The organism is Pseudoalteromonas sp. S2755 (assembly GCF_005886535.1).
Taxonomy (GTDB): Bacteria; Pseudomonadota; Gammaproteobacteria; order Enterobacterales; family Alteromonadaceae; genus Pseudoalteromonas.
On the sequence record NZ_PNDS01000008.1, the window covers coordinates 1 to 14,289 of the forward strand.

Consider the following 14,289-nt stretch of genomic DNA (forward strand, 5'->3'; position numbering starts at 1 on the left):
ACGGAAAACAAGGCGAATTTACGCACCAATAGCTGGCTATTGGAAGTGAATTCAACGCAGTTAGCGCTAAAACTGGCTGCTAGAAAGGCATTAATTATCCGCAGCTCAGGTTATCTAGGGCCTGTTTACCTTTCAAGTTTGTTTTTGCAGCAGTTTGATTGGTATTTGTACAAGGCAGAGCCTGCGTAACATAGTTATTCTATGTGAGTCAGGCGAGAACACAGTAGAAATGCTAATCAAGCGCTGCCCTTTGGGTTCACCTGAGTGCGCTTTGTTCATTGTTGCTCAACTTTTGCCTAGATTACTAGGCGGCAAGTCGAGCGTCGCGACCAAAACACACTCAGGAGAACAAAAATCAAACAGCAAAGACCAACAGGCCCTAGTCGATAAGGTATTGAAGAGGCTTAGCCGTTTATCTTACGGCGTGTTAGTTTACGCTAGTTATTTCTTAACAAACTTCGTTAAAATAACGATGTTTTGACCTTCTACACGGCCTTCAATATGTTCTGGGTTTGAAGGCGAAAGGCGAATGTTACGTACCGCAGTGCCGCGTTTTGCAACTAGGCTACTACCTTTCACATCCAAGTCTTTAATCAAAGTCACTGTGTCACCAGCACTCAGTTTCACCCCGTTGCTGTCTAAATGAACAAGGTCTTCATCCTCTGCAAGTGCTTGATCAGCCCATGCTCGAGTCTCATCTTCAAGATATAGCATGTCTAATGCATCTTGAGCCCAGCCATTATCCGGCGCAAGGCGCTTAAGCATGCGGTAGGCAACAACCTGAACAGCAGGAACTTGGCTCCACATACTATCATTTAAACAGTGCCAATGGTTGGCTTCTATATCCTGTTGACCCTCAACCTGTGGTTTGCACTGGCTACAAAGATAAACACATTTGTCAGAATGCGCCTCGGCGACTGGTGGTACTTCGTATACTTCGAGACCATCCGTTGAGGTACATAGCTCACATTGATTGTTACTGCGCTCAGCAAGCGCGGCAGCGATAGTCATAATATTTCCCAAGCTGTAAAAGCGCCATTATACCAAATGCGTCCGTTGGTGCTCAATTTACGGGAAGGATTTATGCGTATAACTTGATCTATATCCAGAGCTGAGGTTATCTGCCACCTTTAGCGTGTATCGGTAATTGCGAAATATACTGCTGTGCTATTTTCTCGATTTCACCAGAGTGTTTAAGTTGTGCGATAGCTTGATTTATCCGCTTAAGTAATCCTTTATGCTTAGCTAACAGGCGTAGCTGCAACATCCCTTCTGAATGTAGTCGGTTGAAGCTAAAAGTAATACCAAGTTGTTCTGACCAATATAATGCGGGTAAATCACCAATGATAATATGTTCAATTCGGCGTAAGGTTAGGGCCTGTAGTAGGTCTTTTTCGGATGCGAAATCAACCCGCTCGAATATTTGATCATCATGGTAGTAGTAGCCTCTCACTGTACCAACTTCGATACCCGATAAGGTTAATACAGGTGGTTGAGACTGACGAGTAACAATGTACTCTTTAATAGGAAGGATAGAGTCTGAATAGATAAATCTGTCATCTTGCTTTTGCTGTTCGTTCAACCAACCTGGACTGATAATATCAAAATCAATTTGCTGCTTTTCTAAATAAAAGTTAGTACGTTTCGCTGGGAGAAGCAGGTTTTCTCCTCTGATCTTTGCTTTTACCAAAATGGCTTCCACCACTTCGGGTAGGATCCCTGGTGCATCTTCGCTGTGAGTAAAATAAGGGTAAAAGCTGCCCGAGCCACTTAAACTGTACTTTAAGTAGGGGACTTGTTCTGCCTTAGTCAAACCGGCAAAGGCGAGTAACCAGACGATCAAAACTTGCTTCATGCACTCATCTTAGCTTAACTGTTCTTAGTCAGGCAAGCTGCTGGCGTTCTGTGAATTAAAAGCTTACTCTTTATAAAAGCGTAGTTTAATAAGTTGGTAATTTTTGGTTATAAGTGTTGTAAAATAGCGAAACTTTTTTATTGCTCGGGGCGTTACCATATTATACGCTCCGATATACGTGGTTTCCTTTTTCCTAATAAAGGATACGAATGTTAATGAGTGGTCCGGTGACTGAAGTACGTAAATCAGCAGTGCAGTATATTGCACGACAGGCCATTTTACGGCCAGATCAAGAAGTCTTTGCCTATGAGTTGCTTTACAGAGACTCAGATAACAACGCTTTCCCAGTTGGGGTGAGCGATGGGCAAGCGACTGGGCGAATGTTTTTTAACTCCTTAATGTTTATCGGTGTAGACCGGTTGGCTGCCGGGCAGCTTGCTTTTATAAACCTATCCGACGAATCGTTGCTGCAAGAATTACCTAGTTTATTAGCGCCACAGAAGATAGTGGTGGAGATCGTTGAGCGCTCTAAAAATATTCCTTCGCTGGTGAATACGGTGACTAAGTTAACAGAGAAAGGTTACCGATTTGCACTAGATGACTACGACGGCACGTCAAAGTGGGATCCGTTGTTACCACTTATGGAATTCGTCAAAATTGAAGTTGAGCAGCCAATTATAAAAACCAATATGACGGTAAAGAAGCTCAAGCGTCAGTATCCAGATATTAAAGTTATTGTTGAGCGTATCGAAACAAAAGAAGAGTTCGAGATCATCAAATCCTCTGGAGCAGACTTTTTCCAGGGGTTCTTTTTCGCCAAGCCTGAAATGCTCAACCATGGCAACGTGGAGCCGTCGAAAATGGTGGTGTTTCAGCTGCTACAAGCCACTGCAAAAAAGTCTTTATGCTTCAAAGAAATACAAACTAGAGTAAGCAAAGATCTGAGTTTAACCGCACGATTGCTAAAACTTGCGAACGCGAAAGCCGGTGAAGACAGATTAGACATTAAGTCTATCTCTCAGGCCGTTGTGTACTTAGGTGAAGACGCAATTAGGCAGTTTGTTAAAGTACTGGCGTTGAGCGAGTTGGGTTCAGATAAACCCAGTGAGCTGACAAGAATGGGATTAACCCGTGCTAAGTTTGTGGAAACATTCTTGATGCCAGGAGGCGAAGAAATGGCAGAAACTGGCTATTTGCTTGGCTTGATGTCTATCCTTGATGTGATACTTGATGTTGATCTTGCTGTGATTGCGGCGGAATTTTCTCTCGATGATTCGCTTTCTAGTGCGCTATTGAGTTATCAAGGGTTGCTTGGAGGAGCGCTACGTTTAGCATTCGAAATTGAGCGTAATGACTGGCGAGAGGCAGAGCTTATATTACAAGCTATCCGACCGGCAACACCGACCAATTATCTCTATGATATGGCGCTTTCTAGTCGAGTCTACGCAGATGAAATTCTTTCTATTGTGGCAGGTGATGAGCTGTAGTTCTCATCTGACAATATGAAAAGGTCAGTAACTTGATCTGAGGATAATTAGTGCCTTTCTAGCAGTCTATTTCAGCGCTAATGGCGTTGAATTCCCTAGCTATTGGTATTACTTATCCAAAGTTCAGGTTAAACTGTATGTCTATTGTTTTTAAATAGTTTTGTTCTTGCTCTAAATCTGCTTGAAATAGTGAGTGTGATTCGAGCCACTCAGTGGCAATGTGAAGTGTCAAGGCGTTATCAACGGCTGTAATGCTTAATTCGGGAAGTTGGTCTTGTTGGCGTTTTTGGTTCACTAAAACGCTGAGACGGAACACAGCCAAAATACGGTTAAATTGGGTTAGCTCTTCGTCAATTAACTCTGTTAATTCTGGCATTTTTATCTTTTTTCGATAAAAGCGTACAAGTGCACTTAGCCTTAATTGCTGGGCTTGAGTAAAGCCTGGAAGTTGACTGTGCCTGACAATATAAGCACCGTGCTTATGCATGCCGGAGGAATTAATGGCGAGCCCAACTTCGTGAAGCTTTGCTGCCCAACATAACATTTCAACATCATAAGAGGATAGTTGCCATTGCTCTTTTAGTTGAGTGGTAAAAAGTTTGATGGTTTTACAAATATTTTCGGCATGTTGCTTATCAATATTATAGTGATCGCTGAACGTGTTAATTGTGCGGGTACGAATATCAAACTCGTCAGTTTGATGCATTTCAAACAACAATCCTTCTCGCAGTGCATATTCACTAAGACGCATGCGCTCGATCCCTAATTGTCTGAACAGTGCTATTAAAACAGCAAGGCCGCCAGCAATACTGGTTTTTCGCTCCTCAGGTAATGCTTTTAAGGAGACGTTGTCTATGTGTCCAGCATCAATAAATAACTGCTTAATTTGCTCCAAAACAGGCAGGGTAATTTCATCGGCTTGAGTGAGTTCGTGAATCATAGCCGCAATCGCCTTAATAGTACCAGAAGTACCGATAACGCTATTCCAGCCGAGCCTTAAGTAGCTCGCGGTAATACTCTCAATTTGTTGCTCTGCTTTTATTTCGGCTTTTTTGAATCGCTTTGCAGATAGCTTACCATCAGCAAAGTAGGCTTTTTGCATGGTTACGCAGCCCACATTGCGACTACTTAATAGTTTGTGTGTAAGGTGCTGACCAATAACCAACTCTGTGCTGCCTCCACCGATGTCGATAACCAAACGGTTATGACTATCATGTTCATGGTTGGCGACCCCTTGGTAAATAAGACGAGCTTCTTCTTGGCCTGAAATCACATTGATTGGATATGGAAAAACTTGTTTTGCCTTAGCGAGAAAATAATTAAGGTTTTTGCAATTTCGCAGCGTATAGGTTGCTACTACTTGCACGGACTCTTTCGGAAAATCATGTAGTGTCGTCGCAAATTGCGAGAGGGTATCCAATGCTCTGGCGATCGCGTCGTCACTTAAATTGAAATCATCATCAAGGCCTGCGGCCAAGTAAACACGTTGCTTTTCTTTATGAAGGAGTTGAAGGCGACCATCTACTTCTCTTGCTACAACAAGGTGAAAACTATTTGAACCTAAGTCCACTGCGGCAATAGAAGGGTAGTCGCGCATATATTCTTCCTCAACGGTTATTCTTTCGCTTCATTTAATTGATGTAACTCCCATTTTTTTAAATGGTCATAAATCGCAATCTGAGAGCGAATTTTTTTACGGTTACCTCGGCGAACGTACAGATTCTTCTGTTCGGCGTCAATAACTCTGGCTTTGGTGCGATCTTTAAATTGCAGTTCAATGATATCGATGATTAGTTTCTTCAAATGATCGGCATAAATAGGCGTGCCAACTTCAACACGATGGTCAAGGTTACGGGTCATCCAGTCCGCTGACGAAATATAGACCTTGGGGTCGCCGTTGTTGTCGAAAATCATCACTCGCGGGTGTTCTAAGAAACGATCGACGATACTAATGATTTTTATATTATCGCTAAACTGTGCAAGGCCCGGTACAAGCGCGCACATACCTCGCACAATGAGGCGGATCTTTACGCCTTTGCGTGAAGCTTCGTAAAGTTTATCAACGAGCTGTTTATCAACTAAGTTATTGATCTTAATTGTTACTTTTCCTGTTCGCCCTTGCTCTGCATGAGTTATCTCTTCATCGATCAACTCTACAATCCGGCTACGTGCATTGATGGGTGAAATCATCAGGTGTTCGAATTTAAATGGCAGGTAACTACTCTCAATAAAGCGAAATACGCTATCGCATTCCTCCGTAATGTCGGGGTGTTTGGTAAACAGGCTGAAATCAGTATAAATTCGAGCAGTTTTTTCGTGGAAGTTACCCGTACCTATGTGTGCATATTTGACGATTTTGCCTTTTTCTCTACGGTGAACCACACAAAGCTTACTATGAACCTTAAGCGCCGGTATGCCAATCATGACCTTAATACCGTATTCACTCATGAGTTTTGCCCACTCAATATTGTTTTGCTCATCGAAGCGGGCTTTCAATTCAACCATCACGGTGACTTTTTTGCCATTCTTTGCAGCGTTGATCAATGAAGCGATCAATCGAGATTGCTTTGCCACACGATAAATGTTGACCTTTATTTGTGTCACTCTGGGATCAAACGCCGCTTGGCGGATATATTCCAGCATGTGATTAAAGGTGTGGTAGGGGTAATATAGCAAGATATCTTGAACAGAAATCGCGCGAAAGACGCTGCTATATTTTGAAAAGGCTGCACTTTTTAGCGGCGGCAATGGTTTGTTTTCTAGATAGCCGCGACCAACATTTGGAAAAGAAATAAAATCTCTGAAATTGCGATATCTACCGCCTGGGATCATGGCATCTTGGCCTGTCACCCCTAAACGCTTTTTCATTAACTTGAGCATTTCTTCAGGCATAGATTCTTCGTAGACTAAACGTACAGGCTCGGCATACAAACGCTGTTTGAGGCCTTTAGACATGGTATCTAACACGCCTTCTTCTAGCTCATCATCTAAGTTGTACTCAGCGTCTCGAGTGAGCTTCATCGAATAGGCTTCAATGCGCTCAAATTTGAAGAAACTTTTAAACACATCGGCAATAAAAAATCGAATAACGTCATCAAGCAATACAATCGTTTTATGTCTTCGGGTTTTTTCTGGTGGCAGCTGGACAAAGCGGTTTAGGCGATCAGTCGGGACTTCCAAAAAGGCATGATGCTGTTTTTCGCCATTTAACTCCACAAATAGGTGAGTCATGGTGTCATTGATATTATCCGAATAGTCTTTGCTTTCGTTAATCATCATTGGTAATAGGTGGGGCAGCACTTGATCTTTAAAGTAGTTAGCCAACCAATTCTTGTGGAAGTCCGACAGCGCATCAGGTTGCTTAATATGAATATGATGCTCATTTAAATCAATGAGGATCTGGTCATAAATCACACTAAACTTCTTACCTAGTTCCAATACTTTCTTTTGAATGTCGGCGAGTAGTACTTCATCTTCATCGAAATTGGTATCAGGCAGATTATTTAATAAGATACGGCGCTTTACATCCGCAACACGAACTTGGAAAAACTCATCTAAATTATTGGAAAATATACCAAGAAAACGGATCCGCTCAATGATCGGGTTGGTTGGGTCTTTGGCTTCTTGTAAAACGCGCTCGTTAAAAGAGAGCCAGCTTAATTCTTTAGCAAAGTAAGTGATAGTTTTATGCTCTGGAGATACGGCCTGCATGGTGCTTTCCATAGGTACAGCTTATTTTTACAGCTTAAGCAGGGTGTGTGACACAATTATGACAAACACAACGCGCCTGTCGTGTTTGTCATTCAACCATCATGAGTATAGTGTAGGTTTTAGCTTTCTTCTATGTCCACGATCAAATCACTGGTGATTGACTCGAGTGCCTCAATTACGTTTTCTTTGACCGTGCCAGCAGGTAAAGTTACGGTTGCAAAAGCGCTGAAAATAGGCAATCCCCAGTTTGGAGCACTACGTTGTTTTGAAGTTAGGTGCGTGATGTTTGCACCTTTGTGGCGAATAACCGTAGCAAGTTCTTGCACAATTCCCGGTCTATCGTTGCCTGTAATGATTAAATTTAATGTGTCCGGCTCTTCTTGCGATGGCAAGTTTTCGCCTGATTCAACTTTCACATCCAATCCTGGCAATTTATGCAATGCATCTTGTATTTCTTGCAAATGTTCTTCAGCGACTTCAACCTGTACGATGCCTGCGAATTGCCCTGCAAGGTGGCTTAAGTTACTGGTTAACCAATTGCCATGGTTAGAAAGAATAGTGGAAGAGATTTCCTCAACGAGACCCGGTCGGTCCTTACCTATAAGTGTTAATATTAACTGCTTCATATCATGTCTCTTTTTTTGTGGCGCCCGTGGGCGAAAAAACGAATTCGGCGCATGATTTAGACTAGTCTAAAAACTTACTTTGTCCAGTGCCCAGAAACACTTAATGTAAAGAAATGCAACGAAATTTTTGCATTTACTCTAGGCTAACAATCAGAGCGTTTTTTGAGCTGATTAGTTCCATTATTTTTATAATGAATGTGATGGTAAATGCCAATTGAAGAAAGTTCAATTGTGTCTCAGGTGTAACACAACTGTCATCTTGATGAAATATAATGCCCTCAATTTTTAAACCAAAGGGTATATTGATGACTTCAAATCCGCAAAAGCCATCCTTTAAAACGGATAGAAGCCGTCTCTTTAAAGACAGGTTTGCACAATTTGGCATTACTTCTGGTGGAGTAATGGTATTAGTCGCACTTTTACTTATCTTCTTCTACTTACTATATGTCGTTCAACCAATCTTTGAATCAGCAAAGGTTGAAAAGCGTATGGATATTCAGCTTACACAAGATAAAACATATTTAGGTGTAGGAGTAGAAGAACAAACTGAAATTGCATACTTACTCGGTAGTCAAGGTTCGGTAGATTATTACCAGATCAAAGGTGAAAGTGCCGGTAAATTACTGGATACATTGGATGTTGAACTTGACGGTAATGTCACAGCATTTGCAGAGAGCGCGCCTTTCTTAGGGCAGTATGCATTTGGTCTAGATAACGGTCAAGTACAACTAGTGAAGCCGATGTTCACGGTCAGCTTTCCGGGAAATCAACGTGTTTTAACCCCTCGCTTAAGTTATCCACTTAATGCGAAGCAACTGATTGTTGATGAACAAGGACAAGCAATTCGCAAATTCGCCTTTAGTCACTTCGAAGACAAAACTGCGGTAGTTGCACAAACTGCTGATAAACGTGTGATTTTTGCTTCTTTTGTTGCAGAAGAAAACATGTTTACTGGAGAGGTTGAGTGGGCAGTTGAGCGTACCGAGCTAGATATTGATGGTCGTGTTGATGAGTTACTTATTTCTCCAGACACATCACGCACATTTGTTCGCTCAGCAAATCAAGTTTACGTCTTTGATTCTCGCTATGCTTCTGAAGTTGAGTTATTCCAATTACTTGCTGCAAACGAAGAAAATGCCAACTTAGTCGATATGAACTTGCTAGCGGGTGCCAATTCGTTAATGCTTGCTAACGACAACGGTGAAGTTTCACAGTGGTTTGAAGTCAATACCGATGATGGGCGCCAGTTTGCTAAAATCCGTTCCTTTGAGACGCCAAAGAGCAAACAGGTCAAACTATTCAGTGAATACTATCGTCGTACTTTTTTCACGACCAACGAAAATGGTCAATTAGGTCTATATTACACCACCAGTGAAGCGCACTTATGGCAAGGTAAGGTCACAGATAAAGCTGTACAGAAGTTTGCGGTAGCGCCGCGTGCGAATGCAGCTTTGTTACTCGCCGATGATACGTTAACGGTAGTAGAGCTACATAATGAACACCCTGAAGTAACTTGGTCTGCTTTGTGGCAAGAGGTGTGGTACGAAGGTTATCCAGAGCCAGCTTACACTTGGCAATCAACTTCAGCTAGCGATGACTTTGAGTCTAAGTTTTCCCTAGTGCCGATTTCATTCGGTACTATTAAAGCAGCAATGTACGCTATGTTATTTGCGGTACCTATTGCACTAGCGTCAGCAATCTACACCGCTTATTTTATGTCGAGTGAATTACGTCGAGTAGTTAAACCGACGGTAGAGATAATGGAAGCACTACCAACGGTTATTTTGGGCTTTTTGGCGGGCCTTTGGCTAGCTCCTTTAATCGAAACGCATCTACCCGCCGTGGTTGCTTTATTAGTGCTATTACCAATCGCGATGATAGCAACGGCATTTGGCTGGACTAAGCTACCTGCAAAAGTTAGACACGTTGTGCCTGAAGGTTGGCATTCAATCTTGCTGATCCCCGTTGTACTTATCGTAGGCTGGATTTCATTTGCTATGAGCGGTGGTATAGAGTCTTGGCTGTTTGGCGGTAATGTGCGCCAATATTTGACCAACGAGCTAGGTCTAACATTCGACCAGCGTAACTCCCTAGTAGTGGGTATCGCAATGGGCTTTGCGGTTATTCCTACAATTTTCTCTATCGCAGAAGACGCGGTATTTAGCGTACCTAAACACCTTTCAAATGGCTCATTGGCACTCGGTGCAACGCAGTGGCAGACTTTGGTTCGTGTTGTATTGCTGACAGCAAGTCCTGGTATCTTCTCTGCTGTGATGATGGGCCTTGGGCGCGCCGTAGGGGAGACAATGATAGTGTTGATGGCAACCGGTAACACGCCAATCATGGACTGGAGTATCTTCCAAGGTATGCGTACGCTTGCCGCAAACATTGCGGTGGAAATGCCGGAGTCTGAAGTTGGCAGCTCTCACTATCGCATCTTGTTCCTAGCTGCCTTTGTATTGTTTATTTTTACTTTCGTATTTAACACCGTTGCTGAGTTTGTTCGTCAGCAGCTGCGTGAAAAATACAGTTCAATGTAATTGGAGTGACATGACATGGTAAAGCAGTGGTTTAAGTCAGGTTCTCCGTGGATCTGGATGACAGGTGGCGCGGTCAGTATTAGTTTGATTTCAGTAATCGGACTACTTGCGATGATTGCGTGGAAAGGGCTGAGCTTCTTCTGGCCGTCTCAAGTTGTTGAGATGCATCTTGATGGTTCAGTTGCTAAACAGACCGTTATTGGTGAAATATATGACCGCGAGATGGTACCAAAATCTCGCCTAGAAGCAGCTGGATATGATCTGTCTGGATATGAAGGTGAAAACGTTGAGCGTTTACTAGTAAAGACGGGTAACCGTGAGTACGTAGAACTTGATTTCCGTTGGGTATTGTCAACAGACATCAAAAGCCAGTCTACGCCAGCGGAATTAGCGGTATTTGAGCGTAGTAAAAATGGTAATTTCTATGGCTATGTTGCCCGTGTTTTAGAAGACGGAAAAGTAGTTACTGAACAGCCGATTGAAAGGCTGCATGAGCTTGTTGAGCGCGCCGTAGACCTCAATGACGAAGCGCTTGAACTACAAAATAGTGAAATCGGCCATATTAACTATGAACTTGAGCGCTTACGCTTAAAAGAAAAATCATATCAGTTAGATAACGAACTGACTGATGAGAGGCTCGCAGAGCTGAATGCACGCCGTGCAGAGCTGCGTGAAGATTACAAAGTATTCGAAAAGCGTCTTTTTGAGCTAAGAAAGCAGGCAAAACGCGATCAAGTTGTGGTGCGCGATATGCGCGGCGAAGAAGTGACTTTACCTCTGTACCAAGTATTAGACGTTTGGTTTCCCAATGACATGGGCTTTTTTGCCAAAGTGGGTCACTACTTAGTGCAAATTAGCAAATTTGTGAGCGATGATCCGCGCGAAGCAAACACTGAAGGTGGGGTATTCCCTGCAATCTTCGGTACGGTATTTATGGTTATGCTGATGGCAGTGATCGTGACACCCTTTGGTGTGGTTGCTGCTATTTATCTCCATGAATATGCGGCAAAGAATGCCGTGACTAAGATGATCCGCATCGCGGTAATCAATCTTGCGGGTGTTCCATCCATTGTATATGGAGTGTTTGGCTTAGGATTCTTCGTTTACATGCTAGGTGGGTCAATTGACGAACTTTTCTATCCTGAGGCTGCGCCAAGTCCTGTATTTGGTACACCTGGTGTGATTTGGTCTGCACTTACACTTGCCATACTTACTTTGCCAGTAGTTATTGTATCCACGGAAGAAGGTCTGTCTCGGATCCCAAGCTCAGTGCGTCATGGTTCACTTGCACTTGGTGCAACTCAAGCTGAAACTCTATGGCGGATCATTGTACCAATGGCAAGTCCGGCAATTATGACGGGTCTTATTCTTGCTGTTGCGCGTGCTGCGGGAGAGGTAGCTCCTCTGATGCTAGTTGGTGTAGTAAAGATGGCCCCAACACTACCACTAGACGGAAACTTCCCCTATATTCATTTGGATCGTAAGTTTATGCACTTAGGGTTCCATATTTATGATGTTGGCTTCCAAAGCCCGAATGTTGAAGCTGCTAGACCTTTGGTTTATGCAACCGCGTTCTTATTGGTTACAGTGATTATTGCACTGAATATTACAGCGATTGGTATTCGTAACCACTTACGCGAAAAATTCAGATCGTTAGAGCATTAATAGTAAAGATTTTTAATAGGTAAAAACATGATTACAGTAGCGCCAGAAGTCAATCAAGCAAACGGCAATAGCAAGCTTGATTTAGCAAACTTAAGTCCAGAACTCACCGCACTAGAGATCAAAAACCTAGATCTTTACTATGGTGATAAACAAGCCCTTAGCAACGTCAATATGTTGATCCCAAAAGGGCAAGTAACCGCATTTATCGGTCCATCAGGTTGCGGTAAGTCAACGCTACTGCGTTGTATTAACCGCATGAACGACCTGGTTGATAGCTGTCGTATTGAAGGAGAAATTAACCTTCAAGGACAGAACATTTATGACAAGAGCGTAGATGTTGCGGCATTGCGCCGTAACGTAGGCATGGTATTCCAAAGGCCAAACCCTTTCCCTAAATCTATTTATGAGAATGTGGTTTATGGTCTGCGTCTGCAAGGTATCAAAGATAAGCGCAAGTTAGACGAAGTGGTTGAAAAGTCACTCCGTGGCGCCGCGCTTTGGGATGAAGTAAAAGACCGACTTCACGACAGTGCATTTGGCTTATCTGGTGGTCAGCAGCAGCGTTTGGTGATTGCTCGCTCTATCGCGATTGAACCTGAAGTATTGTTACTTGATGAACCAACATCAGCACTCGATCCGATTTCAACATTGGTTATCGAAGAACTCATTAACGATCTGAAAAACAAGTATACTGTAGTTATCGTTACACATAACATGCAACAAGCTGCGCGTGTATCTGATCAAACTGCGTTTATGTATATGGGTGAGTTAATTGAGTATGCAGATACCAATACTTTATTCACCACGCCGTCTAAGAAGAAAACAGAAGACTATATTACAGGTCGTTACGGTTAAGGCGAGCTTGCGAGGAGAATATCATGGAACACAATATTAATAAGCACATTTCTGGCCGCTTTAATGAAGAGCTAGAAAACGTGAGAAATCACGTACTCAGCATGGGGGGACTGGTAGAGCAGCAATTAAACACTGCGCTTGATGCGGTTAACCACAATGATGCTGAAAAAGCGAAAAAAGTCAGTCAGAACGACTACAAAGTCAATGCGATGGAAGTGAATATTGACGAAGAATGTACACGTATCATCGCCAAAAGACAGCCAGCAGCCAGTGACTTGCGTTTGGTCGTTGCCATCGCAAAAACGATTGCAGATCTTGAACGTATCGGAGACGAAGCTGAGCGAATTGCCAAAGTTGCGTTGGATTCGTTTACCAAAGATCAGCAAGACTTATTGGTAAATATTGACAACATGGGCCGCCAAGTGTCGCAAATGCTGCATGATGTGCTTGACGCGTTTGCCCGTATGGACGCGCAAAAGGCATTTGAAGTGCATAAAGCCGATGCCAAAGTGGACCGTGAATACGAAGCCGTAACGCGCCAAATTATGACCTATATGATGGAAGACCCACGCTCTATTCCAAAAATTATGGATTTAATTTGGTCTGTACGCTCATTAGAGCGTATCGGTGATCGTTGTCAGAATATTGCGGAATACGTGATTTATTTCGTAAATGGCAAAGATATTCGTCATACATCTCAAGAAGATATCGCAAAAACCTTGTGATGCTTATCAACTAGTTGCGCGCTTTCGGCGCGCAATTTCATAGTAAGTTCATCTAAACTTGCAATAAAACCGTTCACAACGGCGCTCAATGCTGTAAAATTACACTTTGCACATGCATACAAATATGATTTAAGGGTCAGTTATGCCTAGTAACGCGTTTTTAGGAGTATTTGCTAAATCTCCTATTAAGCCAATTGAAGAGCATATAAAAATAGTCCATCAAGCCAGTGCGGCTTTGATCCCATTTTTTAACCATGTCTTCAAAGGGGAGTGGACAGAAGCGGATGCAATTCGCATTGAAATCCGCAACCTAGAGCGTGAAGCAGATGAACTAAAGCGTGAAGTGCGCTTACATTTGCCTCGTGGTTTATTCATGCCAGTAGAACGGACTGATTTACTGGAACTTATCACCCACCAAGATAAGATAGCCAACAAAGCGAAAGATATCGCAGGTCGCGTTATCGGTCGTGAAATGGTCATCCCTGAATCCATTCAAAAAGATTTTCTTGCTTACGTCACGCGTTGTGTGGACGCAACTAAACAAGCATCAGAAGCGATCAATGAGTTTGATGAACTGCTTGAGACAGGCTTTAGAGGCCGTGAAGTCACTTTAGTTGAAAAAATGCTAGTTGAGCTTGATGCCATCGAGCAAGATACCGACGATATGCAAATTAAAATTCGTCGAGAGTTACGCGCTGTTGAAGGCGAGCTTAACCCAATTGATGCGATGTTCTTATACAAGATCATCGAATGGGTCGGTGGGCTTGCAGATATCGCAGAGCGCGTTGGTTCACGTCTTGAGCTGATGTTAGCTCGTTAATAAAA

General features: G+C 42.9%; 13 protein-coding genes. 8 read left to right on the forward strand and 5 right to left on the reverse strand.

Going from position 1 to position 14,289, the window contains the following annotated elements:
- Together CWC03_RS01775 and CWC03_RS23920 are read left to right on the forward strand one after the other, a co-directional pair.
- Window positions 1-189: hypothetical protein (locus CWC03_RS01775; RefSeq protein WP_138580342.1), on the forward strand; the 189-nt coding region annotated here is incomplete at its 5' end.
- Between the two features lie 40 nt (window positions 190-229).
- Complete coding sequence (locus tag CWC03_RS23920) at window positions 230-481, forward strand: hypothetical protein (RefSeq protein WP_138580343.1); 252 nt, start codon at window positions 230-232, stop codon at window positions 479-481.
- Here the strand turns inward: CWC03_RS23920 and CWC03_RS01785 are convergent.
- The gene (locus tag CWC03_RS01785) at window positions 442-1,011 is read right to left on the reverse strand and encodes a PhnA domain-containing protein (RefSeq protein ID WP_138580344.1); all 570 of its coding nucleotides are present in this window, start codon (window positions 1,009-1,011) and stop codon (window positions 442-444) included. The genes CWC03_RS23920 and CWC03_RS01785 overlap by 40 nt on opposite strands.
- Window positions 1,012-1,117: 106 nt before the next feature.
- Complete coding sequence (locus tag CWC03_RS01790; RefSeq protein WP_138580345.1) at window positions 1,118-1,855, reverse strand: substrate-binding periplasmic protein; 738 nt, start codon at window positions 1,853-1,855, stop codon at window positions 1,118-1,120.
- A 209-nt stretch (window positions 1,856-2,064) separates the two neighbouring features.
- Between CWC03_RS01790 and CWC03_RS01795 the strand changes: the two genes are divergently transcribed.
- Window positions 2,065-3,342, forward strand: a complete 1,278-nt coding sequence (locus CWC03_RS01795; protein WP_138580346.1) for an EAL and HDOD domain-containing protein — start codon at window positions 2,065-2,067, stop codon at window positions 3,340-3,342.
- Window positions 3,343-3,454: 112 nt separating this feature from the next.
- On the opposite strand, the gene CWC03_RS01800 is transcribed toward CWC03_RS01795, so the two are convergent.
- From CWC03_RS01800 to CWC03_RS01810, 3 genes are all read right to left on the reverse strand, one after another.
- The gene (locus CWC03_RS01800) at window positions 3,455-4,939 is read right to left on the reverse strand and encodes a Ppx/GppA phosphatase family protein (protein ID WP_138580347.1); all 1,485 of its coding nucleotides are present in this window, start codon (window positions 4,937-4,939) and stop codon (window positions 3,455-3,457) included.
- A 17-nt stretch (window positions 4,940-4,956) separates the two neighbouring features.
- Window positions 4,957-7,053, reverse strand: a complete 2,097-nt coding sequence (gene ppk1, locus CWC03_RS01805; protein WP_045990387.1) for a polyphosphate kinase 1 — start codon at window positions 7,051-7,053, stop codon at window positions 4,957-4,959.
- 119 nt (window positions 7,054-7,172) lie between these two features.
- Entirely contained in the window at window positions 7,173-7,679 is a 507-nt protein-coding gene (locus CWC03_RS01810) for a glycine cleavage system transcriptional repressor (protein WP_138580348.1), read from the reverse strand.
- A gap of 305 nt (window positions 7,680-7,984) precedes the next feature.
- On the opposite strand from CWC03_RS01810, the gene CWC03_RS01815 reads away from it, so the two are divergent.
- The 5 genes from CWC03_RS01815 to CWC03_RS01835 all read left to right on the forward strand — a co-directional run bounded on the left by CWC03_RS01815 (window position 7,985) and on the right by CWC03_RS01835 (window position 14,284).
- Entirely contained in the window at window positions 7,985-10,219 is a 2,235-nt protein-coding gene (locus CWC03_RS01815; protein ID WP_138580349.1) for an ABC transporter permease subunit, read from the forward strand.
- A 15-nt stretch (window positions 10,220-10,234) separates the two neighbouring features.
- Window positions 10,235-11,884 carry a phosphate ABC transporter permease PstA gene (pstA, locus tag CWC03_RS01820; RefSeq protein WP_138580350.1) on the forward strand — a complete coding sequence of 550 codons (1,650 nt, stop codon included), beginning with the start codon at window positions 10,235-10,237 and terminating at the stop codon, window positions 11,882-11,884.
- 27 nt (window positions 11,885-11,911) lie between these two features.
- A complete protein-coding gene (gene pstB, locus CWC03_RS01825; protein ID WP_138580351.1) occupies window positions 11,912-12,739 on the forward strand; it encodes a phosphate ABC transporter ATP-binding protein PstB in 828 nt (275 codons plus the stop codon).
- Window positions 12,740-12,762: 23 nt separating this feature from the next.
- Entirely contained in the window at window positions 12,763-13,464 is a 702-nt protein-coding gene (gene phoU, locus CWC03_RS01830) for a phosphate signaling complex protein PhoU (RefSeq protein ID WP_010607158.1), read from the forward strand.
- Between the two features lie 142 nt (window positions 13,465-13,606).
- On the forward strand, window positions 13,607-14,284 hold the full coding sequence (locus CWC03_RS01835) for a TIGR00153 family protein (RefSeq protein WP_138580352.1): 678 nt from the start codon (window positions 13,607-13,609) through the stop codon (window positions 14,282-14,284).
- Window positions 14,285-14,289: the final 5 nt, after the last annotated feature.